We start from the raw sequence: 23,532 nt of genomic DNA, 5'->3' as shown, positions 1-23,532 counted from the left end.
GACTCCCGGAACAGCTGTCTAGTGCTCCCGTCTGGCGATTTTCCCATATTGGGAGGGGGTGAAGCCTGTCGGGTGTCAGGTAGCGTCGCTGGGGGTGTCAGGTAGATCGGGCAGCGTAGCTGAGTCGCTATGGTTACACCGTCTACCTGAATAACAGATACGCTCTACTGATCGAAAGAGACGAGCTCCCTCGCTCGATCCAGCGGGGATCGGTCGTCAGCAGGGTCTTCTTCCGTCTGCTGTTCGGAATCCTGAGTCAATACATCGTCTTCGAGAGCGGATTCCAAGTGGTCACGTTCCGATCGAACCGTTTCGAGTTCTCTCTGTAGACGCTCTAGCTCAGCCTCTAGGGTGTCGATCCGGTGGGTCTTTTCGTCTAACTCTGCTTCGAGCTGATCCACTTTCGCCGATAAGAGCCGATTCTTCTCGCGAAGATGAGCTTGATCGAGTTGCGAAGCTGGGCTATCTGCCGAGGCCGTATCACTACTCGCGTCCTCTTCGTTCTGGTCCTCGGTATCGGGCCCTTCTTCCGGTGAGATCGGATCGCGTCCGTGTCTTAATCCGGCGTCCTCGATAGCTTCTAGCGTCTCGTTGTAGGTTTCGTAGCCGGGGAATCCCTCGTAGGATCCATCCTCTCCCTCACGATCGACAAACGCGTCCTCTGGACAGATCTCGAGCGCGACAGCTGCTTTCCGAACGGCCCAGAAGGGCATCTGGTCGTAGGTTCCGCCGTCGACGCGGTCTGACCCGGCCTCTGGAACCCACACCGGAATGTCGTAGCCGGCGTTCCGCAGTTCATCGACGGCAGCCCAGTAGTCCTCTCCGTCGAGGTCCGCATCGGCGTCGGATATAATCCCCGTCGCGAGCGCTATCAGCTTCGTCGGCCCGCCCCCGGCGTTTACCTTCGAATCGCCGAAGGTGTTGGCCTGTTCGTCGACGAAACAGGACTGGCCGCTCTCGCTGTGGCGCCAACACGGGTCGAACTGCGGCCGCGGCTGGTTTGGATCCGTATCGTAGGCATCGCTCGCGTAGTGGCGGGCGATCTCGGTGATGTCGATGTTCTCGACGGCTTCGTAGACGTCTTCTTTGAACGGCGTAATGGGCCGTCCTTCGAGGGTGCCATCGAGTTCTGCCAGCCGCTCCTTACGTCGTTGGAGCGCCGCCTCACGCTGACGCTGGCGCTCCCGTTTGCGCTCACGCTCCCCTTCGACCCATTCCTCCAGCGTTGCCCGCCACCCGTCGTGGTCCTCGTAGAGATCAGGCCAGAGCGTCGCGACCAGCGAGTCGACGCAGTCCGTGTGCTCAACCTGTGTGAACTCGTCAGCCCAGCTGACCGCCTGCTCGATGAGGGTATCATCGACGGTCTCGAACGGACGGAGTTCGTAGCGGACGTCGTCGGTCGCGATAGGCGTGACGACGGCATCGTGGTCGGCGTGAATCGACAACGGCGGCTTGTACTGACGATTCTTGTTATTCACCCAGTCGGGCTGGATGACATCGCCGGCGCCGTCGATGCGCTTGTTCACACGGGTCTCTGCCTCCTGGAGCCACGCGTTCGAGCGGTCGAGGAACTCATCGAATACCCGTTCGAGCGCATCTGGATCATCGCTGAAGTGGTCCGCAATAGGGAGTGTGGCCTCCGGGGCCCCGAAGACGTACGCGCCCCCGACAGAGTCCAGCGCATACACCGCATCCCGCGTGCCGTAGAGCGTAGCATACTCCTCGATGTAGGCGTCGAGCGAACGCTCGACGAGTGCCTGCGTCTCGCCATCCAAGTTGCCACGCTGAGGCTTGATGTCGTCAGCGAGGTCGATATCGCCCCAAGCGGGAACCGCTCGGAAGTCGGCATACCCAGGGGTCGGGGGCTCATCCTGCCAGACGGTCGTCTCCTCAGACTCGTCGTAGCGACAGGGTTCCCACCGCTGGAAGGCGGTCGGTGTCTTGTAGGTGGTGACAGCATAGAGGGTCCGTTCGAGGCGGTCGTGGATCTCATCGTAGTCACGTTCTAGGTGGGCAACCCGCCCGCGCTGCGGATACCCGGCCTTGATCGCATCAACGTCGTCGTGGTCGCGTTTGATGTACCATCCGACGAAGTCGTTCAGCCCGATAGTCGGGTAGTCCTTAACGGTCGCCAGCGCCTCGTAGACGGGTTTGGCACGACGGTAGTGCTCACTGATGGCTGATTCGGAGAGTGTCATCTTGCGTGCTCCTGCACGGGAGCGAAACGACTACGCACTGGCATCGCTCGATTCCTCCTGGTCGCCGGCGTCGCTCAGTTGGATCCCAATGTAACAGCGTCGGGTTTCTTCATCTACCCACTTCCTCTTCCGGTCGAAGTCAGCATACTCACGGAATGCTGGCGTGAACCGGGGTTTCTTTTTTCGCTCATACTCACGATCCTCGACATATTCTTCGTATGCTTCGTAGACATATGCGATCGGGACGAACTCCTCATCACACTCGGTGATCCTATCGCGCACGAAGGCCTCAATTCCAAACGGATCTTCCTCGGTATCCGTCGGTTCAATCCCTGCTGGGTGAAGTTCACTACCTTGAATCGCCTCAACGAGTACTGAGAGATCTTGGGCCGTATCCGATGCCGGCTTGTAGAGCTGAAGATCCGGTTCGTCGTCGCTGGTGAGAATACTAATTGCATACGAATTCTCCGCATAGTCCGGAACGGGCAGGTCGGTACTGGGAACGAACGGGCGCTTGACAGGCACCCACTCCGCTTCGAATGCCTCGCGGGACTCGTAGGACTCGGGGAGTTCTCCCGGCCTGAAGACGGTGTAGGTCTCGCTCTCTGCGTCGTAGCTGTACGTCGCCGGGAACTGGTCTTTCGACACGGCGTCGAAAGAGTCGATCCGGGCGTGCTGGTCCCCGGCACTATCCTCGAGGACGAACGCCCCATCTCGCTCGAACCAGCGGGTGTGGCGACTGCCGCCAGTGGCTGGCCGGACAGCTGTCACCCCATCCGCTGCTCGCGCACCGCCGTTGAATGTGACATTGTGGTTCATCGTATACAGCCGCGTCTCACCGGATGAGAGCTGATTTCGCGGCTCACGGAGGATCTTCGCGAGCCGGTCGGCAATCTCGGCAGCCGGTTGATCGTCGTGGTCTGCGACGACGAACAGCGGGATTCGCTCCTGTTCCTGGGCCTTCCGGAGGTTCGAGAGGACCTTCGCCGGCCGGACGTGGGTGGTGGTTTCGACCTCCACCTGGAGCTCCCTGTCGAGATCCGGATGCGTCGCGATGGCGTCGGGGCGGGACTCCCCGTTCTGATCGAGGACCTCCACGGAGAACCCCGCAGTTGCGAGCGACTGCTCGACCGTTTCAAGGACTGCATCGTGGTGCTCGCCCCCGCCGGTCGGTGACGTCGACGTGTCGGGCGTGGCTGCCTGCTCACCCTCATCCGTGAGCCGACACTGAACCGACGATCCCCCGTCTGGGAGATCGACCTCGATAAGCGAGGATGCCTCCCGCACCTCCGGAAGCGTCTCGTAGCCCTGCACCTCGATGGTGTCCTCCTCGATTCGCGAGAGCAGTTCCTCATCGACTTCCTCGACGGAGACCCAGCCGTTCGTCTCGCGGACGTCGTTCGACAGCTGGACAGCGCGAATCGCACGGGCCATCGCCACTTCGAGCGGCAACTCGTCAGCGTTCTCCAAGGCGACGTCAGTGGCCGCGTCACGACTCTCGACAGTCGTCCCGCCGGCAACACCATACTCTTCACGAGTATGCTCGTGAACAGCCCCCAGGGCGTCTTGGAACCGCTCTTCCTGCGCCCCAGTCAGAGGCTGCTCGCTATCAGGATGCCCAGGCGGAATCGGGAGCGGCTCGATACTGAACGGATCCGGACCGGTTTCGCCGAACTCTGGGCTCGGGAGCTGTGCGATCCACTCGCCACGCGGGAGGGAACTGATCCGATTCTTGAACTCGACGGGATCCATCGCCTCGTGTGAGAGTGCCTCGGCGATGTCGGCGTCGACGGCGATCTTTCCGACAAGCGGACTGCCGATGTTGTTCAGGACGTTCAGGTAGACCTCGCGGTTGCCGGCCTCCTTCATCTGCTCGGGGAACTGTGTCACGAGTTCGATGGACAGCCGGAACTCCCGCCCCTTTTCGAGCAGCGTCGTCAGCGTATCCGAGACAACGACCGACGACGCTTCGTCGATGAGCAGGTTCGCCACGTAGTCGTCTGGCTTGCGGGCCAGCTCGTCGCCGTCGCGACGCTTGACGGCGTCGTAAAGCTGCGTCAGAATGACGCCGGTCATCACACGGGCGGCCTCGTCGCGGAGATCGCCGAGGTCGAAGATGACCACCTTGTCCTCGTCGAGAAGGTCGCGGAAGTCGAACTGCGACTGGGTATTGTTGAAGATCCGCCGGAGGTGGGCGTCCTGCGTGATGTAGTCCATGCGGTTGCTGATGCCGCTCACGACGTTCGAGAACGTCGCTGGGTTCGAGCGCAGGTGTCGCTCCAGTTTCTCGGCGACTTGCGGGTCGCTGGCTCGCGGTGCATCTTCTGGAGTCGAGTCCGGCGGCCCGGCGGCATGGAACTGGGTCACCGCCTGCTCGAACTGGTCGTGGGTGAAGTAGTTCGTATCCTGCCGGAAATGGCCGTTTTCGAGGCCGTACTCCTCGTCGTACATCGCCTTGATGAGGTACTTGATGAGCGTCGGCGAGGCGATAGCATCCTCGTACCGCTCCGGCCCCATCACGAGTTTGATGAGCTCCTCGTAGTGGTCGGCCTTGTCCTGGATCGCGTCGACGCGACGAACCCCATCTTCCAGCGCCGGCGTAATGTCGAAGAACGCGAAGCCAGGCAGGATGTCAGGCACCGAGAAGTGGAGGACGTTCTCCTCGAGGTCGTCGGTGCCGAAGCGGTTCGCGTGAGCCCGCATATAGTTCTCGGGGAGATTCCCGCCCTTGGAGTCGATGAGGAACACTGGGCCCGTGGTATGGTCGTACAGGGAGAGCGCGTCGTTGATCAGCGCGACCGATTTGCCGGCGCCGCTCTTCGCGAACCGGCCGACGTGGAACGGCAGCAAATGCGGAGGAATCCGCATCGGCTCCGACGTGGGCGTGCCGTCCTCCCCGAGACCGCGGCCGATCGCCATCCCCGAGTCCGTGAACGCATCCATGTGGTCCTGCGCCGGGAGTGGCAGGGGCGTCCGGCTCTCGGGTTCGGCGTCGGACCCCCGTCCACCCTCAGTCGTGAGGTCAGTCGCCGGCGGAACGACCACGAAGTTCGCCAACTCAGCCGGCCCGAGAACGAGATCGGGGCGGGTTTTCCGCCAGTCGCTCTTGATAGCTAACGTAGCGTTGAGTACCCGGTCGGCGTGCTTCTTGGCTCGCCGCCCCTTTCGAAGCCCACGGCGGATGCGCTTCGGTCGGAGCCGATAGTGCGGCCCGTTCAGGTGGTCAAACACGGACCCAATATCGTCGAGACGATGGTCAACCCGCTCTCGTTGTCGGTCGGAAGTCACGAGCGAAAGCGCCCGCATATTCACCGTGAACGTGTGCTGTGGCTCCTTCTCGTCGATAGCCTCGACTCGCTCCCGCCCACCGATGTCGAGATACCGACGCTGTCGCCCGGTGTTCGACGGGCTCTGTGGTTCGTTCTCCGTGTTTCCGAGGAGTTCTCCGAAGAACCAGTCGACGACTCGGTCTTCCCCTTCCCGGAGCTTTCGCTGGCGCTCTCGTGCCTCGTGCGTCCAGTCCGATTTCCGCTGAAAGAGTACCTGGAACGCGATCGGGTGTTCGGCCCGGGTCAGCTGATCGATGAGTGACGCGAGTGGGGCCCGAGCGTGAACGTCATCGTCGTCTTCCGTATCCGTGAATTGGGGTAGTGTCGTCATCCAGTCTTCCCGCCGGGTAGCCTGCCCGTGCCAGCTGATTCCGAGTGGGGTCGTCTCATCGACGGTCGGTTGCGTATGAGCCGGCTGGTGATCGGCATCGAGTTCGGAGTTGGACGGACCAGTCGCTGTGGACTCGCCACTCGAATCAGCCTCGAACAAGACTTCGTCCTCGTCTAGCGACGTGGAGCTCTCCGACAGCACACTTCCGCCGTCACCGACCGGTTCCTCCCCCGATGAATCGAAGAGAGTCACAGGCTCTGAATCCGAATTCGGGTCTCCGGAGGATTCCTCAGCTGTCCTGGAATTTATTCCGTGGCTATCGTCACTCCCGGCACTGTGGTCCTGAGATGGGTCTGCTGTCGATGGGAGTAGCTTCGCTTCCAAGTCAAGGGTGACCCGCTCGAACGTGACGGTCGGTGGATACAGCGTCCGGAGGCGTTCCTCGAAGGCATCCAACCGGCGGTCGACTCCGTAATAGAACTCGACCGGCTCGTCTGCCCCCTCACTCACTGCGAGGAACTCGAACACCGGTGGCGGATCGCCGAAGGGACCGATACTTTCGAGAAATCCGTCGTTGCCAGCGTCAAGGCCGTGGAGGCCGGCCAGCTGACGGACGACGGTCTCCGGCGCGAGATCGCTTCGGGAGGGAGTGATCCGGATGTACTCGTCGCCGTTAGCCACTGCCGGGAGTTCTGACGGGGTCTGCTCAGTCATCCTCCTGAGAAGTAGTGCCAGTTTGTTCACCGCCGTCGGCACGCGTGCCGGCGGGTCGGCTATCTGGATTCGTCACGCTCGTCGTCGGTTCGGGCTCGAGCTCGGCCACGTCCGCAGCGCCGCCGTCGATGACGTGGGCCTCGTAATCGCTCGCCCGAATTCGGAGTGGGAACCAGCCCTCCTGGTCGATGCCGACCAGCGCTTCCGAGTAGCCGTCCTCGTCCTCTCCGGCCTTCGCGGAGGTGACCCAGTTCACCTGCCGTTCGCTGAGATCGAACCACTTGGCAATCTTCTCTTTCTCCTCGTTGACGCGGTGGAGGACGGTCAGCGAACAGAGGTTTGCGATGGTGCGTGCCTCCGGCGTCAGCGCGAATTCGCCCCCCGTTTGCGTGATGAATTCGAGGCTCAGATCGAAATGGCGGCTGTGCCGGACGGCCGTCTCCAGGAAATCCAGCGAGACGGCGTCGTTCATCAGGTAGTGCGCCTCATCGATACAGAAGACGACGCGCTTGTCGGTCTGCTTGACCCGCTCGTAGACGCTGTTGAACAGCACCTGCATCATCAGGCTGGTCTCCGCCCGGCCACGGGTACCCTCCTCCTGATGGAGATCGAGGTAGATGACCTTCGAATCGAGATCGAACTCCGAGGGGCGAGCAAGGTTCTCGAGTTCACCACCCTCGCGGAACGACGGGCGGAGATCCTTGAGTAGCGACTGGGCATCGGACTGGACGGCTTCCTGCTCCCCATCCGTAACGTACCCGTACTCCTCGGGGTCTTCGACCATCTCTTCGAGGACCGTGATGACGTCGTGGATGGTGGGCGAGTCCCGGGTATGTGTCTCTGGATCGCGGGTGATCCCGCGCTTCTCGTAGGCTTCCTGGACGGACCGCCGGAGCGTCTGGTTGCGCTCGCCGAGTGGATGGTCTGCGACGTGCTCGAAGAACGTCGCGAAGAAGGTCATCACCCAGTTGATCTGTTCGCCCCACGGGTCGATGTCGTCGACCTCCTGCAGGACGTGATCGGGCGTCGGTTTGATTTCCAGCGGGTTCAGCCCCCGCCGGCCACCGACCGTGATGCGCTCGCCATCGAGTGCCTCGTTGACGCCGGCGAACCCCCGCATCGGGTCGAGCATAATGACGACCGTATCCTCATCGAACATCGCCCGCCGCACCAACCGGAGCTTGGTCGCGAACGATTTGCCCGCGCCGAGCCGGCCGATAACCATCATACAGTAGCCGGTTTGCCGCTTGAAGCGGTCGAGGATGAGCGGACTCGAATTCAGCGCGTACGTTCCGTACTCGATGCCGGGTTCCGCAAACGCACCGGAAACGAAGGGGAACATCGCGCCGACCGCCCCGCCGAGCATCGGCGTCTTGCTGTCGAGCGTCTCGTTGAACTGATCCAGGGCGATCGGGCTCGCTGAGGTGAACGTCTTCAGCTGAGACCACCGAGGCGTCACCGGGGTCAGATTCGCAGGCGCTTGTCGGGCTGTCGTCGACACCGACTCGGCGTCGATGTTCTCGCGGTCGTCGCCCCTGACCGTGAGATACATCGAGACGTCGAACGCCTGCATCGTCGTGTTCCGGAGGACATCGTACATCTCCTGGTGGTCCTCGAGGTCTTTCTCGACGCCCCGGGCGCTCGCACGGTGTTTCTCGGTCAGGTACTCGTAGTCGGCTTCGAGATCCTCGATCTTGTTCTCCAGCGAATCCAGCGTCTCTCGCGTGTCACGAGGATCGATGTGGATGCTGACATCCGTCTGCTGGGTCTCGGCGGCCGCGTACAGCTTTTCGAGGAAGCCATCCATCGGCGCATCGGGGTACTCGCCGACCCACAGGCTCTGTGCCCACTGGGTGTCAGTCCGGAGGGCGCTGGGTGTTCGCTCAATACTCGACGGTGAGACGACGGTCTGATGGATCTCGGGGATCCCGTCGACCGCTTCACCGTCGGCCTCGTAGTCCACGGTGAACTGGGACTCGCCGTCATCTTGTCCCTGCTCGTCGGCGGTCGCCTCGTCGTCAGTTTCCGAACTGTCCGAGCTGGTGAAGGGCAGCAGGTTTCCAATCATTGGTTCAGGGCTTTGATCGGCTGGGGCTGGTGGTGTTCGAATACCGATTCGTTGGTCTCTGCATCTTCGATATTCGAAGTCGACGATGCTCTCAGCCAAACCGCATTAATCTCATAGTCATGGCGTTGTTGGGGTGAGTTATGGAGGTCTGCCGTACTGTCCGGGTCAAGCTGGAGGTGACTGAGGGCCAGGCAGACCTGCTGCACGAAACGATCGACGAGTTCCTGTGGGCAGCCAACTACGTCGTCGACGCGGCGTGGGACGGGGAGTGGGCTGAAACCCGCTCTACTGTACTCCACGACGAGACCTATGATGACGTTCGTGCTCGGACACGCCTCCACAGTAATCACGTGCAATCCGCTCGTGATCGCGCTGTTGACGCGCTCAAAAGCGTCGTCGCCAAGTGGTCGAAGGGTAAATCCGCATCTCTGCCGACCTTCACCACCCCATTTTGTGAATATAATCAGCGAAACGCGACGTTCCACGACGATCACGCCTCGCTGAGTACTGTTGATGGGCGCATCACCGTCGGGTACGTTCTGCCCGACGAAAGCCGTGATACGCCCCACTCTGAGTACCTGCACTCCGATGATTGGGAGACGACTAGCGCCACCCTTCATCATCGCCGTGGTGATTTCTACCTTCACGTCCGAACAAAGGCGGACGTGGACGTCCCCGACAAACTCGAGAACGGAACGGTTCTCGGCGTTGATCTCGGGGTCGAGAACATCGCCGTCACCTCGACTGGCGTGTTCTGGTCCGGCAACGAATTGAACCACTGGTATAATGAATACGCTCAGCGTCGGAACTCGCTCCAACAGTGTGGTTCGCGATATGCCCACGAAAATATCCAAGCAGTCGGCCGACGGGAGACCGGTCGCTTCAAACAATCCCTTCATCGTGTCGCGAATGGCATTATTGAAGAGGCCGTCAGTACCGGCTGCACGGTGATCGCCTTCGAGGATTTGACCGGTATCCGAAATCGATTGCCCAACGCCAGGGAATTCCACGAGTGGGCGTTCAATCGACTTTACGAGTACGTCTCCTACAAGGCTGAAGAACGAGGCATCACCGTCAAAAAGGTCAACCCAAAGAATACCTCGCGCCGATGTTCCTCGTGTGGATGCTCGCGCGAGGGTAATCGCCCGTCGCAGGATACCTTTCGGTGTCAATCCTGTGGGTACGAGAACCATGCGGACTACAACGCGGCTAAGAACGTCGGGTATCGGCTCCTTCGCAACCAAAATGGGGGCGAAGGAGGCGCACCCGTAGGCGTGCGCTTGAACACCGGAATGATGACCGCGAACGGCATTCAATCCGTACCGGATTCGGTTCGAGCGGGAATTCATGGTGAAATCCACTCCACTGGGTAGCCTACGATTTGTTGATGACGGGGGACGTGCGGAGCACCTGTTCGGGGTCGCCGTACTCGATTTCCGTACCGCTCCAGTATTCCGCGATAAGGCGGGTGAGTTCGGCCGCATCGACGGGGCGCGTGTCACACCCCTCGATGCCACGCAGGCCGCGCTCGACCCGCCGGCGCCGCTCGTCCAGTTCCTCGAGCATCGCGGCTCGCTCTTCCTCTTCGGGCGGCGCCGTGACAATCTGGACTAGGATGCCCAGTACGGGGATCCCAGCGAGCTTTTCGAGGAGGCTGGCCCGTTCGTACCGGACTTCCTCGGGTCGCACCGGGATCAGGACGTAGTGGTCGCGAATGGTCATCTGACGCTGCGCCAGTTCCCGGTCGTACCAGTCGACGTAGTGCTCGATGAGCGCCTGGAGTTTCTCGTTGGATTTGACGTCCGGATCGCTCAACCGGTCCTCGTAGCGGCCGACGTACTCGTCGGCTGGGAACGCCTGCGTCGTCGAGTAAATCTGGATCGGGAACTCGACGGTCGTGTTGACGAAGTCCTGGAAGGCCTCTGCCTTTTGGGCCCATTCCTCGTCAGTCGCGAGCGCCATGGTCGGCGGCGACACCTGCACCGCGCCGACGAGGGCCCGGTCCGTCCGCTCAATGGCGTCGTGGCGTGGGTAGACGCGCTCGACGTGGGTGTACTCCTTCGCTTCCTCGTGGGCGATCTCTGTCTCGCTGCGATGGAAGTTCACGAACAGACCGAGCCAGTCGAGACTGTTGGTGTAGCCGGGCGTGAGGTAGACGAACAGCCCACCGAAAGCGATCGCAATCGCTGCGAGTGGGATTGTGAGGGCAGACACCGGAATGCCGCGGACCGTAAGCGACGGTGGGATAACGACCTGCGTCACCAGGACTACCAGGACACCGGGAAGGCCCGCAACGGCGAGGTCCGTCAGGGAGTACTTCCCGAGGAACTGGGTGTCGGTACCGAGCGACTTCGGAATTCGTTTCGCGGGGTCAGTTGCGGAGCTCATGGGTTGTTAGTGGATATAGCGTGGCGGTTCGTCAGTCGAATCGCGGGATCGATCCTTGGTTTCAGGATCTCTGAACTGATCCTGATTGCTACGGTCGTACGCGTCCCCTCCAGAGTCTGTACTGCTGGTCTCCGATGCGGAACTCCCTCCTCCCCCTCCGAGATTCCCTCCACTATTTCCACCGTTCCCATTCTCGGGATTCCGGAGGCGGGACCCAACATTGTTCAATCGCTGACCGGCTGAATGTGCTCGCGAATCTCCCGAATCGAACACATATTGGCCACTCTGGGTGATTGCGGGTTCATCCCGAAGTCCTCTCACAAAGTTCCGACTGCCCTGTTTGCCTGTGTTGATTCCCTGCTTAACCCGACGGGCACGATTTTTGGCCCGTTGAGCGGAGAAGTGATGGGCCATCCGGTCGCCGATGAAAAACAGCGCTCCAGCCTGCCAGAAGAGTACTAGCGGCGACACGAGAGCTAAGAAGGGAATCACCAATGCTGAGATCCATGTTCCGATCCCACCGAGCGTCGGCCCAGCACTGGTTCCGAGCAAATCACCCAGCCGGAAGAGGAGGGCCACAGGGACCGTCATAAAGAGGAAGGGAACGTAGAAACTGGCGAGCTTCTTCATAAACTTCGAGACGAGCTTGAACGGGCCCACACCTGGAATCCAGAGAACGATCAGCAGAGGCATCAGGAGGACATAGAGATAGAGTGCGTGCTGTCTAACCAGGTAGATGAGGGCAATTAGTAGGAAGAGGATGATATCGACTGCCCAGCTCAGGACGAGTCCGATAAGACCGATGGCACTGAAGGACAGGGTCTGAAACCAACTGATATTGGATAGACTCGGGGTCAGGAACCCACTCAACGCATCGATGAACCGGAGCGAAAGCGCAGCCATCCACCACCATGAGAGGATTCCCAAGAGGCCAGCAAAGGCCCGCTTCTTGAGCTTGGATCGATGGTAGCTGCTGAAGAGATGACTGGTCGACTCGAAGAAAATGACCAATCCAATCGACAGGCCATAGAGAGTGAGTGAGAGCGGGATGATCGTGCCCCAGTAGTAATCATAGATGTTGGGCCAAGGTCCGTTGGTGGGTCGACTAAATGTTGACTCGGGATGGGGAGTTCCAACAACTAATCGGGCAAGCGAATCTCCGAGGCTCCGGATGGTTTCAATCGGACTGAACAGGGCCCGCAGTAGCTGCCGGAAAGCCTCGATGATAATATCGACTAATGCTCCTCCTCCTCCGGAACTGCCGCTTTGCGCAAGCGCTGGTTGGGTTGCTAACAACAGCAATATCACAGAAGCACAGACGAACGTCGAAACCCTCCTGAGTCTATGACGCATCGGTCCCACCTCCGTCAGTGAGCTCTGCTGCGATTTCGGAGCAGGTGTACGTATCTGAAGTGCCGACCCCTGACCGCTCACCGCTGAGAGTTACCTCTATCTCTTGTTCCAGCGGAGAGCCGACTACTGTTCCCACGACAGCCGTGAACTCCACCGTCTGGTCGTCACAGGTCCGCTCCGTCGAATCGTCGTCTGTGAATACAACTGGTGGAGTGTTACCCACAATATCAATGGCCTCACCCGGGCCGATGATGTTCTCTACTGGATCTTCGGGAGTGATGAACTGTGGAATTCCCTTCTTGTCGTTGAGTTCCGCATTGGCCGCTTCGTTAGGTGCATCTCGATAGACGATCTGATAGGGCCACGTTGGCGCAGTTCCCGTGTTCTCGATGGTTAACGCGAGATTTCCTTGGTTTGCTCCATCTTGATAATGGGATGCTTCGGTAAGTTGGAGATTTGGCCGCATCTCCAGCTCTCTGCTTTGAGAGGAATCTTCTCTGACTGCGGTCAGCTCGTACGTACCAGGACTGTAGTGTTCATAGTCTCCCAGTCCAGGCTGGATATCCATTACTCGGAGTCGAACCGTCGTGGCGCCTTCTGCCACGTCGGCTTGGGTGTAGAGACTTCCATCAGGGGCGATGAGATTGAGACGGCTGACGCCGTGGTCCTGACTAAGTGTCACAACGATTTCGGGGCCATCAAAACGGCTCTCTTCGAACACCGAATCCTCAGACGGTGACGAGGTCGTAGCTGGCGAATCGGAGTTGTTCCCTTGGTTTCCATTTCCAGCACAACCTGCTAATCCACCCACTATCGCCGTCCCGGACCACGCCAAGAGACGCCGTCGGCTAACGCACTGTTCCGACTCAGAGTCGTGAGATTTGAGGTGTTTTCCCAACATCATAGGGACCTCCATGGGGGCCAAATCCGCCACCCGGTGATTCGGTCGATGAAGAAAACCGCAAGGAGGAACAGCGAGACGGGCACGCCAATCCGGAACAGCGTCGACACTATCTGGAGCACTGAGCCTTGCAGCAGCACGGTGTCCGAGTCGCCGGTATAGCCCGGGGGATTGAGCCACCAGTGACCCGGTTCGTATCGGGCCGACACACCGCCTGGGGGCCGTTCGATCGTCGTCGTGACGGTTCCGTTTCCGGTTGTGTTGACCCGTTGCCCGTTGACGACGACGTAGCCGTCCCGTTCGTCGGTATTGATTGGTGCGCCGGTATTCGCGTTCTGGAGGATAACCCGGACGGTGACGGTGTCTTCAGTTTGGTTCACCACCTCCACGGTGAGGTTGCTCTCGTAGATCTGAATTCGAGCGAACTCATCGGCGGGCCGTTCTGCCTCGACACCTCTGACGAGGCCCCAAGCACGGACGGTCTCGGGCTGTTCGTCAGCCGTGGCCCGCGTCGCGATGCCGTAGCTGGCCGTGTACGGCTCCGTGAGGACATCCAGATGAACGTTCGACGGGAGCGTCGGCGGCGACGTCGACGTGCCGTACACGTCCAGTATCGTCACGTTCCGGCGGGGCGATGGCGTCGGCCCCGTCTCGATGGGGTAGGCGTTCACCTGGAGTGGATGGAGCGGTGAGTGAGCGGTCCGCTGTCCATCGTCCGAGCTGTAGACCAGCGTATCCCAGTCCTTGTCTCGGGCCGAGTAGAACCGCCAGACACCTCGGACGTCACCGTTTGGCAACTGGTAGCCGAGCCACGGCTGGTTCTTGTAGACGACGAGGCCGAGGTCGCCGTTCGGATACTCGGCGATGAAGCCGGAGACCGCGAGGTCGTACTTCGTGACCTCGATGGAATCGGTCACCGTGACGTTCTCGGTCGGGTACGAAACGGAGCTCTCCCAGTTGGTACAGTCGCCCTCGTCGTTGTGGGCGGTACAGGTCTCGACCTCCTTCCGAAGGCGAACCGAGATGTTCGCCTGGAGCGTGAGCTGGTGGTCCTCGCCGGCGTATCCATCCAAGGAGTACGACAGCGCCGGCGTGTGAGAGCCACCAGCCGTGGTCTCCTCGTCGCCGTCGACGAGGAGTTTCGTCTCCTCGATCTGGTGGCTCTCGAGACTCCAGTAGACGCGCCGGTCACCGGAAGTGTCGTCTGGCGGCACCGCCACCCGGTAGTCGACGGTTCCGCGGAGCGTTCCATCTGGGGCGACGTAGAGCGGCTGTCGCGACGGCGACAGGCGTGCTCGTGTGGACGGCTGGACGGCGAACACCTCGGTATAGGCTTCCTTGATGAACTGGCCGCTGGAGAGGTCGGCATCGGGCGGATGGATCGACACGGAGCTGTTGGTCGCCGGGAACTCCTGGTGATCACCCCGGTTCCATCGCTCGACCGCCCGCGGGGGTGAATCAAACGGGACATCGGTTCCCTTGCCGAGCTGCTCGACCGCCGACCCGTTACTCAGATTCGCGCCGTCGGTCGCACCGTCCTGATCCCCCGACCACAGTTTGTGAAAGGTCTCCTCCGGGACGCCGTGGTCGGTACTGTTCGGGGGATGGGCGACCGCTGGAACGGCGGCTGTCGATGCGACGAGGACGGCGGACATGACGAGTGCGAATCCTGGTGCGTGGTTAGAATCCACAACTCGTGCCACCGACCACGATGTTGTTCAGGATGAACTGGACGATCTCCGTCCCGAGCGGCGCGACGATCACGCCCCACAGCAGACCCTGATTCCGGACCGACTTCATCTCCTTCTTCCAGTCCGACCGGCGGGTGAACGGGATCGCCACCGTCGCGCCGAGCGCGAGGACACCGCCGATGAGCGGGCCGCCGAACTGGATGATGGTGAAGATGTTCTGGATGGTGTCGGCCATATTGGAATCACAGAAGGCGCTCCCAGGGTCCGACTGCGCGGCCGCCGTCCCCACGAACAGGATCAGCGGGAGGAGCGCCAGCAGAATCGGGCCGATGGACCTGTGGATAATTCGAATGACGGACATCGATTCCTCAGTACTGGCCGGCGTCTCGCCGGAGGGGACCTGAGCACACATCGTTTGTGGGGACGGATAGCACGACCAAAAGAAGTCAGAAAATTTGAATGAGTTTGGAGGTCTCCAAAGTTTTCCAAGTCCTCTAGAGAAGTTCTCATTCTACTGGGATATATGCGACCGCATAGCCTGGGTCGAACTAATGTCAGACGCCGATACAGCGACCAGCGCCGGCAGCTCCGGCTCGGATGTTAGCGACGATGTCGCGCGGATCAATATGCGAATCCCGCAAGGCAAATACGAGTGGTTGCAGGAAGAACTCGATTCGTTCACAAGTGATACAGGCAGATTCCAGTACCTCATCCAGTTCTATTCCGACCACAAAGAAGACGACACCGACTGTTCCTGACCGCCGGCGGAAGCGGCTTAAACCATCAGCGGAGCAACGATAAGAAGCGGACAATCCTCGCCCTCGAAGTAGTACTGCTTCACCGTCGTCGCGTCGTCGAACTCGTCGGCATCCTCGGGAAGGGTAATAGTGCGGGCGCTGCCGTGTTCGTGGATCGAGTAGATGCCGAGTTCCGAGAGGTCCTCGCACTCGGCGGGATCCAGTTCTCTACTGACCGCCTCTAACCATGCTTCGACTGACACGGAGGGCCGCTCGTCCGAGTCAGTTTCAGAGAGGTTACTGCGGGGACTCGCTTGTGCCATGATACATTTGCACATACTTGCGCCATATGCACTAAATATTGACGGCCAACACATTTCTTTAATTCTGATTATATGAGTAATGTAGTGTGTGTCTGACGCAGACCAAGTATGCGTCAAGAACAGCTACTGAGCGGCTTCAAGGCAGGCTCGGATATCAGCACCTGTCGGGATAGTCAGAATTGCGAGGGGAACGGCCACTAACGACCACCCAACCGGGTCCAGCTGAGGGAGTGGATACGTTGAGAGATAGCCGGCAATACCCAGGGCGACGAGTGGGGTATAGAAGAGGGTCGGAGCCAACGACCCGACCCTGATCGCAAGCGTGGGAGCGGTCGGTTCGTAGACCGCGTCGACGTAGGGGCCTCGGCGATTGATGCCGAACGAGACCGAGTCCGCATAGAGACTGTGGACTGCGTAGTGAGCCGACTCGTGAAGCACCCAGGCGACGCCACAAGCTACCAGATAGCCACCGAAGACCAAGACCGACTCGTGTAGCATCGTAGCTCAGACCCGCACGTTTCGAATTGGACGAACCTCGTAGTTAAGCCTGCAGGCTGGCTCGGGGCGAACACAATCTTAACCAACAGCACAGCAGGCTTCCGGTGGAGTGTTGGTTAAGGCTCTGACGATTTGTCGACGCCACCGGCGGTCACTCGATCTCGATAACCTCGCCGTCGCCGTCTTGGAGCTGTTCCCGGATTTCAGCTAGCAGTTCCTGGCCCTCGTCGTAGAGTTCACGGCCGTCCTCAAGCGACACCTCATCCGCATCGAGCTGGTCGATGATCTCCTCGACGCGGTCCATCCGGCGTTTGATGTCGGGGTCCTTCGCCATCTTTCTACAGCATGGAATTCCGGCCTTCAGGCCGAGAGGGAATGCGGCAGGATGCTGACCAGCCGTTACTCGGTGGCTGAGCCGGAATCCAGCTCCCGTTGCGCGTGGAGTAGCATCCCTCGCCACGTCAGTCCGTATCGTTTCTTCGTCTCTTTCAGAGACTCGTACTGGTTCTCCTCTACTTCAATATTGATGTTCTTCATGTCTCATAGTTTGTGTCCGATGGTGTTAACTGTGACTAACATTTTTGTTATATTGTGTCCGAGACGGTGACGAAGACGCTACAGGCCACGCTCGCCACGCCCACTACGGGCAAAGAGCAACGCCTCCAGCGACTCTTGGACACCTACCGTGACGCACTCCACGACGCATTCGACGCCGGGGCTGACACGATGGCCGCCGTCAACGACATCGTGACGCCCTACGACCTGCCCTACCAAGCCAAGGACGCGCTCAAGTCCTACGTCCCGCAACTCCACGACACCTACGATGCCGAGGAGTTGGACGACGAGCATCCGGTTCGGCTCGTCAATCGGGCGGCCACGTTCGACCACTCGGAGAACCGCGACTACGGCTTCGTGTGGCAGGTTCCACAGCCCGGTCGTGGGACGAACTTCTGGATTCCGCTTCGGATCAACCCCGAACAGGAATCGCTCTGGTTCGACCTGCTGAACGGCGACGCGACGGCGGGCGAACTTCGGTTACAGCGCCACCGAACGTCGTGGGAGTTGCATGTCACCGTCGAATACTCGGTCGAAGTACCGCCTGAGTCGGATGACCCGACGTACATCGGCTTCGACATCGGCGAGAGCGCGTTGATTACGGGCTGTGCCCTCAAACGCGACACACCACGGAAACCGATGCTCGTCAGCGGCAGTCGAGCGCGACGCCTCCGCAAGGAGATGCACACGACGCTCAAGCGACTGCAAGAGCGTGACGCCGCCGAGTGGCGGATTGACGAGCGATTCGACCACTACCAGAACGCCCTCACCGATATTATCGAGAAGGTGTCTCGGGAGGCCGTCGAATATGCCCGACAGTTCGAGAATCCGGTTATCGTCCTCGAAGACTTGTCGTACATCCGCGAGCATCTCGACTACGGCACGTGGATGAACCGCCGCCTCCACAGCTGGGCATTCGCCCGCCTACAGGGTCGAATCGAAAATAAGGCGACCGAGGCAGGCATTCGCGTCGAATTCGTCAATGCGGCGTACACCTCACAGACGTGCCACGCCTGCAGCCGGCTCGGTCGGCGGACCGAACAAGCGGAGTTCATGTGTCCACATGACGACTGCCACATCTCGGAGTTCCAAGCAGATATCAACGCGGCGGCGAATATCGCCAGTCGCGCTAACCCGTGGGGAGAGAGCGTCCGTTGGGAACCCGGACGCGATGACTCGCCTCGGGATGGGAGCGCCTGTGACAGCGCCACAGTCCACCGCGAGACGAGTCCGAGTCCCGGACAGATGACGCTCGCGGCCTACTCGGACTGAAACCTGCCAGCCCGGATTCCCCTTGGAGGGGAAGCCCCGCCGTCACGGCGGGGAGGATGTCACCTCAGATCACTCCTAACCAGAGGGCGGTGATGAGCAACAGTAGTAGGAGGAGGACAGCAATCGCGGCCTTGTAGTAGACCGGCGGAAGCCCCTCAGGAGCCGTCGCCTCCTCGACTGCCTCGGCCAGTTCCTGTTCGTGTTCGTGCTCCTGCTCGAAGGTCTCGTAGGCGGCCTCCAGCTGTTGCTCCAGCGGCTCGATCTCACTGGCGAGGAAGTCATTCCGGGACTTCGCGATGTACTCGCCGGCGGCGGTCGGCGTGATCGCGGCCATATCCGCCACCCGATCCGCGATCAGCCGGTCGTCAGTATGGCCGATGGCAGTCACGATCGGCGTATTCGCAGTGAAGATCGCTTCCGCGACACGCTCGGTGTTGAACGCCTGGAGGTTCGAATCGCTCCCGCCACCGCGGCCGACGATGATCGCATCGACGTCCTCTGACCTGTCCAGATGGTGAATCCCGTTCGCGATGGACGTCGGTGCCTCCGACCCCTGGACGGTCGCATCCTTGACCAGGATATCGACGGTAGGGTCCTGCTCGTGGATCGCGCTCTGGATGTCGTAGCGAGCGTCGCCCCGGAGCGAGGTCACGACACCGACCCGCTCTGGGAACGCCGGCGGACGTTGTTTCTGCTCGTCGTCGAACCAGCCACGCTCTTCGAGTTCGCTTCGCAACCGCTCGACGGCGACCGCTTGGTCGCCGTCGCCGACGACGATCACCTCCCACGGCTTGAGGTCGATTTTCCCGCCCTCAGTCCAGTAATCGATATCACCCTCGAGGATGACTTCGGTCCCGTCCTCGAGCTCGGCGTCCATGTTCCGGTAGCGGTTCGCCCAGATCATACAGGGGAGCTCAGCGTCACCGTCGGTGAGCGTGAAGTAGAGCGCCGTACTGTTTTGGTGGAGGTCGGTGACTTCGCCGATGCACCGGACACCGTCGAGGGCAGGCGCATCCTCGACGACCGACGCAATCCGGTCGTTCAGCTGTGACACGCTGAGGACCTCTCCCGCGTCAGGCTCGACTGCCTGCCGTTCAGCATCCGGTGCGTCCGCCATACACGCTTCTAACCTTTGATTGGCAGTTCCAAAAAGATGCTTCACGGATTCCCCAAGCGGATGTTGTTAGGATGTCTGACGAAAATTGATACTGTTTGAGAAGATTGGTTCGGTTATGAAATCCAGGACAGTTACTGTTGACGCTGTTGGTCAATGTGAGGCAGTGCCAGATTTAGCGACTGTAGAGGCATTTGCAATTGGTGAAGGTGAGTCCGCTAGTGATGCCCGAGCTATAGCGAAAGATCGAGCATCCACCATCCGGGAGTCGATAACTGACATCTCGACGGACCAAATCAGAACTGTCGACCTCCAGGTTCAGGATACGGACGAGATGTTTGATCCCGTCACTGACGCTCCATTCCAAGCAACCGAGCGACTCCACATCGATTGTCTTCCAGAAAACGCCGAATCGGTTGTGGTCGATATAACAAACGCCGGCGGACAGATACAGACCGTACGGTTTCATCTCCATGAGAACAAGCGTCGAGAACTTCAGGACAAAGCCATTAACTCGGCGATGGAACGCGCTCGCGAGAAAGCTGAACAAATGGCTGCTGCCGAGGGTCTCGCTGTGGCAGAGATACAAGAAGCGGCGACGACAGACGTGAGTACTGGGTTTGAAAGTATTGTCGACGAGGCGCTGGATTCCAGTCCCGACACGGATCTTCATCCAGCACCAATTACTGTCTCTGAGGGTATCGAAGCCGTGTATGAACTCAGTGAGGAGTGATCTGAGGAGATAGACGAGGTTGCAGATGGGTTGTTCGTTGGAACGCTCAAGGATGCCGGTGATAAGGCACTGATACAGGAACACAATATCGTGAACATCGTCTCACTAACACATGGTGAGCCAGATGGTGGGTTTTCCTCTGATCTGCCGGTCGAAAATGTCCCTATGAAAGATGGACCTCGTAACGACCAGCAGAAATTCGATCGAGCTGTCACCCATGTTCTGTCTTGTCTCAAGACTGGGGACAATATTCTCGTTCATTGTTCGGCGGGAGCCTCACGTAGTCCAGCGGTGGCGGCGACTGCACTCGCACTCTACGATGAAATCAGATTGGAAGCAGCGTTCGAGCAGGTCTCGAAACACCGGAACGCCGTCGACCCACACGAAGCAGTAGTCCGACAGGCGGCACGCGTCTACACCCAGCACCGTGAGTAAGCTAACCACCGGCATTTCAGTTAGGCTCCTCAAGGAAACTGTATGCAAGTCGGTCTGATTTCCGACATCCACGCGAACCTGCCAGCCCTCGAAGCCGTCCTGGATGATATGCCACCTGTCGACGACATTATCTGCGCTGGCGACATCGTCGGATACAATCCCTGGCCACGTGAGTGTCTCGAGCGGGTTCGAACTGTCAGTTCACTCATCGTACAGGGCAACCACGACCGCAACGTCGAGACGCCGCATCGTTACGAACACAATGACATGGCGCACGCCGAGCTCGAATTCGCCCAACAGGAGCTGAGTGACAGTCAGCGAAAGTGGCTTTCTGATCTCCCAGAACGAACGGAATTCGCAGGCGATACCTATCGATTGGTGCATAGCCATCCGGATCCAAACCGGCTCAGCTCCTACGTCCGTCCCGCACAGTTCCCGAAGATGCGACCCTATCTGGACGACCACGTTGGGATCGTGCTTGGTCACACCCATATCCAGCACAAAGCTACGATCGACGGCCGGCTCATCGTGAATCCAGGGAGTGTCGGCCAGCCACGAGACGGCGATGAGCGTGCTGCGTACGCGACTCTCGATACTGCCGCTGACGAAGTCGAACTTCGCCGCGTGGAATACGATATCAACCGGGTGATTTCCCGTGTTGAGGAGTGTGGGCTGCCCACTAAAACCGGGACGCGACTTCTCGACGGTTCGTGAAGCTATCTCGGATGCCGAGTTGGCCTATCTACGCAGCTTTGCACGTCAGTTTTATATCCGTTTACCCGGAACACCGCTGTATGGGTCTTCCTGGTCCCGGTTTGGGGTTTCATAGACCAGAACAGCACCGCCCCGTGAGATAGGGATGCGTCTCTCAGTCAGGAAATCCGATTCCGGATAGCTGGCTGATATCGCATCTTGGATATCTTGCGGGCGTCGCCGGCGCACTTGCGCCGTTGGGTGTCTGTTCTGGTCATCGACACCCAACCATGACCGCACGAAAGTCTCACTCTGCCGGGGACACGGAGCACCAGCACACGTCCAGTGCCGCCTCAAGGTTCTGGCAGGACTGCGACCAGTATCACGACTTGGCGGAGAATTTCGCTCAAGATATCGCAGTTGTACACCCGGACAGCTGGTCGGGCCGCCATCCGGGTTGTCCCGGAGACACCGAGTGTTGCGGGTGCTGTCGTACCGGTGTTGTATACTACGAATACATCCCGAAATCACGACACAGTGAGGACGAGTGGCTCTGATGGTAATGCCGATAGCTTCGGTCACGCGAAACCGGTGGAGTAGATAGTCACTGACGCGGAATCGGTTGTCAAAGCAATCTTCAGGTATAGGATTCACCACCCAGCAGTACGCAGAGCATAGACAGTTTTTCTCAGCGTCTCGGATGTCCGGAAGGGTGGAGCGAGTTCCAAGACCACGGGGCCATTATAGCCCGATGAATCTAGAGTGTCCACCATTCTCCCCAGATCATGTTGGCCGTCCTGTGGCGGGAGATGTTGTATCTCCCCGGGTGGCTCCTCAAGACCGCGCAGAACATCATCGCCAATCCCGTACTTGTCCCGGATGCTCTGGAGACGATTAGTTTCCGTAATGGGTAGCGACCCGTGAAGGTGGACGTGTGCTGGGCACCCAACTGCATCCAGCATGGCGAGCGGGTTCGGTGCGTGACCGAGGTCGATAGTAAACTGTACCGACGGCACCTCAACGTCTTCTGGTTGCTCGCGTTGTAAATCAGCCGTTGCCTTCTCGAACTTCGCGATGTCCGATTCTTCGGTCAGGAGATATTCGAAGGGCCCTCGCGGACAGACGTTCTCGATCGTCAGGACCGGAACGCTGTCAAGATTCTCGTTGCTCTCAAGTCGATATTGAGCGTTTCCGAACGTCGCGACAAGCTGTTTTCGTCTTCGCTGTAGATCCGCGTTCTCGCTCGCGTAGGTTCGTGGTGGATGGAAAACAAATACTGATGGGTCACAGTAGGGGTAACGACTCACACCGCCGTCATCCGGGCCTTGAGCCGAATCCTGATCTTGGAATCCGAGTTGTGCATCGAGGACCTTGTCAGCGCAGGCCTTCGCTCCCGACGAGCTACAGCCACTGAGCAAAGGGGTGCAGTGGACCGATTCGACATCGAGATCATATTGCGATGCACGTTCCACAGCGGATTCGTTGTGCAGTTCTTCATTCAGGAACGATCCGAGTGGTCCATGTCCCCTCGGTGGGTCTGGCGTGAAAAGCTCGATACTGAGATCCATGTTGGCGATCGTATTGAGGTACTCCTGACGAACGGGGTTCTCGCTGGATAGAATGCGACGCGGGACAGAGACACGGATTGGTCGTCCCATCAATGGAATATCGAGTTGTGGAGCCGATAAGTAGGTTTCCCAGCCACGATCGTTTGTGGAGGAAAAGAAAAAATGTGGAGAGGCTACCGAACCATTACGTCGCCTGCCCCGATAGTTCGGCTATGACGGTTCCCATATTGCTCTCGGCATCTCCTGACTATTTTAGTCACGCTGCGAGCCTTGCGGACGGAATCGAAGCAACGCTCTTGTGAAGCACGTTGTTGATTTTTAGAGGACGGCGTCGAGAGCATATTTGAGTGCTTCGTCACCTGGTTTTCTGTAGAGTTCGCGGCGGAGCTGAAAGGCTTTGAGATACGGCGTTAGCTTGTCTTTTGACACTCCTCGGTGGGGCGAGAGCCACCGTCGCGTCAGCGACGCGTGGCTCTCGCAGGTGTTGACGTGGATGTCGCCGTCAGCGTATTCTCCGTCACTGTGGACGACGTATTTGCGGGTGAAAGCGTCGTCTTCTTCGAGCGGATCGTAGGCCCGAAATCCGTCCGTATAGACGGTCAGCGACTCCTTGTTGTGGTCCGCAAGCAGG

20 protein-coding genes are annotated in these 23,532 nt (G+C 59.6%); 6 read left to right on the top strand and 14 right to left on the bottom strand.

Features of this window, described 5'->3' with window-relative positions; translation table 11 throughout:
* Positions 1-164: 164 nt before the first annotated feature.
* Genes BMX17_RS20245 through BMX17_RS20235 form a run of 3 tightly spaced genes read right to left on the bottom strand, consistent with a single transcriptional unit; the run spans position 165 to position 8,640 of the window.
* Positions 165-2,198, bottom strand: a complete 2,034-nt coding sequence (locus tag BMX17_RS20245) for a hypothetical protein (protein WP_092663527.1) — start codon at positions 2,196-2,198, stop codon at positions 165-167.
* A gap of 30 nt (positions 2,199-2,228) precedes the next feature.
* Positions 2,229-6,572, bottom strand: coding sequence for a primase-like DNA-binding domain-containing protein (locus BMX17_RS20240; RefSeq protein WP_092663525.1), 4,344 nt, complete (start codon positions 6,570-6,572; stop codon positions 2,229-2,231).
* Positions 6,565-8,640: a VirB4 family type IV secretion system protein gene (locus BMX17_RS20235; protein ID WP_092663523.1), complete on the bottom strand. Its 2,076-nt coding sequence runs from the start codon at positions 8,638-8,640 to the stop codon at positions 6,565-6,567. Before BMX17_RS20235 ends, BMX17_RS20240 begins: the two co-directional genes overlap by 8 nt.
* Before the next feature lie 140 nt (positions 8,641-8,780).
* On the opposite strand from BMX17_RS20235, the gene BMX17_RS20230 reads away from it, so the two are divergent.
* Positions 8,781-10,013, top strand: a complete 1,233-nt coding sequence (locus tag BMX17_RS20230; protein ID WP_092663521.1) for an RNA-guided endonuclease InsQ/TnpB family protein — start codon at positions 8,781-8,783, stop codon at positions 10,011-10,013.
* A gap of 1 nt (position 10,014) precedes the next feature.
* Here the strand turns inward: BMX17_RS20230 and BMX17_RS20225 are convergent, their stop codons facing one another.
* From BMX17_RS20225 to BMX17_RS20205, 5 genes are all read right to left on the bottom strand, one after another.
* Entirely contained in the window at positions 10,015-11,028 is a 1,014-nt protein-coding gene (locus tag BMX17_RS20225) for a TraC-like domain-containing protein (protein WP_092663519.1), read from the bottom strand.
* 6 nt (positions 11,029-11,034) lie between these two features.
* Positions 11,035-12,381 (bottom strand): TrbL/VirB6 family protein, encoded by a 1,347-nt coding sequence (locus tag BMX17_RS20220; protein WP_244515069.1) that lies wholly within the window; start codon positions 12,379-12,381, stop codon positions 11,035-11,037.
* A complete protein-coding gene (locus tag BMX17_RS25385; RefSeq protein ID WP_139203622.1) occupies positions 12,371-13,102 on the bottom strand; it encodes a hypothetical protein in 732 nt (243 codons plus the stop codon). The genes BMX17_RS20220 and BMX17_RS25385 overlap by 11 nt, the downstream gene beginning before the upstream one ends.
* A gap of 179 nt (positions 13,103-13,281) precedes the next feature.
* Positions 13,282-14,937, bottom strand: coding sequence for a DUF8186 domain-containing protein (locus tag BMX17_RS20210; RefSeq protein WP_092663515.1), 1,656 nt, complete (start codon positions 14,935-14,937; stop codon positions 13,282-13,284).
* A gap of 25 nt (positions 14,938-14,962) precedes the next feature.
* Positions 14,963-15,385: a hypothetical protein gene (locus tag BMX17_RS20205; RefSeq protein ID WP_092663513.1), complete on the bottom strand. Its 423-nt coding sequence runs from the start codon at positions 15,383-15,385 to the stop codon at positions 14,963-14,965.
* Positions 15,386-15,524: 139 nt separating this feature from the next.
* Between BMX17_RS20205 and BMX17_RS20200 the strand changes: the two genes are divergently transcribed.
* Entirely contained in the window at positions 15,525-15,731 is a 207-nt protein-coding gene (locus BMX17_RS20200) for a hypothetical protein (RefSeq protein WP_092663511.1), read from the top strand.
* Between the two features lie 17 nt (positions 15,732-15,748).
* Here the strand turns inward: BMX17_RS20200 and BMX17_RS20195 are convergent, their stop codons facing one another.
* The 3 genes from BMX17_RS20195 to BMX17_RS26395 form a co-directional block, all read right to left on the bottom strand.
* Positions 15,749-16,033 carry a hypothetical protein gene (locus BMX17_RS20195; protein ID WP_092663509.1) on the bottom strand — a complete coding sequence of 95 codons (285 nt, stop codon included), beginning with the start codon at positions 16,031-16,033 and terminating at the stop codon, positions 15,749-15,751.
* Positions 16,034-16,682: 649 nt separating this feature from the next.
* The gene (xseB, locus tag BMX17_RS20185) at positions 16,683-16,865 is read right to left on the bottom strand and encodes an exodeoxyribonuclease VII small subunit (protein WP_089649913.1); all 183 of its coding nucleotides are present in this window, start codon (positions 16,863-16,865) and stop codon (positions 16,683-16,685) included.
* Positions 16,866-16,930: 65 nt separating this feature from the next.
* Positions 16,931-17,068, bottom strand: coding sequence for a hypothetical protein (locus tag BMX17_RS26395; protein ID WP_170845497.1), 138 nt, complete (start codon positions 17,066-17,068; stop codon positions 16,931-16,933).
* 54 nt (positions 17,069-17,122) lie between these two features.
* Here BMX17_RS26395 and BMX17_RS20180 point away from each other — a divergent pair, with 54 nt between their 5' ends.
* A complete protein-coding gene (locus BMX17_RS20180; protein WP_092663507.1) occupies positions 17,123-18,358 on the top strand; it encodes an RNA-guided endonuclease TnpB family protein in 1,236 nt (411 codons plus the stop codon).
* 64 nt (positions 18,359-18,422) lie between these two features.
* Here BMX17_RS20180 and xseA read toward each other — a convergent pair whose 3' ends face one another.
* On the bottom strand, positions 18,423-19,475 hold the full coding sequence (gene xseA, locus BMX17_RS20175; RefSeq protein WP_092663505.1) for an exodeoxyribonuclease VII large subunit: 1,053 nt from the start codon (positions 19,473-19,475) through the stop codon (positions 18,423-18,425).
* 115 nt (positions 19,476-19,590) lie between these two features.
* Here xseA and BMX17_RS20170 point away from each other — a divergent pair, with 115 nt between their 5' ends.
* From BMX17_RS20170 to BMX17_RS20160, 3 genes are read left to right on the top strand one after another with little or no spacing between them, the layout of a single operon-like run.
* On the top strand, positions 19,591-20,205 hold the full coding sequence (locus BMX17_RS20170) for an SIMPL domain-containing protein (RefSeq protein WP_092663503.1): 615 nt from the start codon (positions 19,591-19,593) through the stop codon (positions 20,203-20,205).
* Between the two features lie 30 nt (positions 20,206-20,235).
* A complete protein-coding gene (locus tag BMX17_RS20165; protein WP_280141425.1) occupies positions 20,236-20,640 on the top strand; it encodes a dual specificity protein phosphatase family protein in 405 nt (134 codons plus the stop codon).
* Positions 20,641-20,682: 42 nt separating this feature from the next.
* Positions 20,683-21,354, top strand: a complete 672-nt coding sequence (locus tag BMX17_RS20160) for a metallophosphoesterase family protein (RefSeq protein WP_092663499.1) — start codon at positions 20,683-20,685, stop codon at positions 21,352-21,354.
* A 629-nt stretch (positions 21,355-21,983) separates the two neighbouring features.
* Here BMX17_RS20160 and BMX17_RS20155 read toward each other — a convergent pair.
* Positions 21,984-22,991: a sugar phosphate isomerase/epimerase gene (locus tag BMX17_RS20155; protein WP_092663497.1), complete on the bottom strand. Its 1,008-nt coding sequence runs from the start codon at positions 22,989-22,991 to the stop codon at positions 21,984-21,986.
* A gap of 228 nt (positions 22,992-23,219) precedes the next feature.
* On the bottom strand, positions 23,220-23,532 hold a 313-nt coding region (locus BMX17_RS20150; RefSeq protein WP_139203621.1), incomplete at its 5' end, for a transposase.

The organism is Halorientalis persicus, assembly GCF_900110215.1.
GTDB classification, from domain to species: domain Archaea; phylum Halobacteriota; class Halobacteria; order Halobacteriales; family Haloarculaceae; genus Halorientalis; species Halorientalis persica.
Note: the sequence above shows the minus strand (reverse complement) of the source record. Positions and strands in the feature narration are given on the sequence as shown.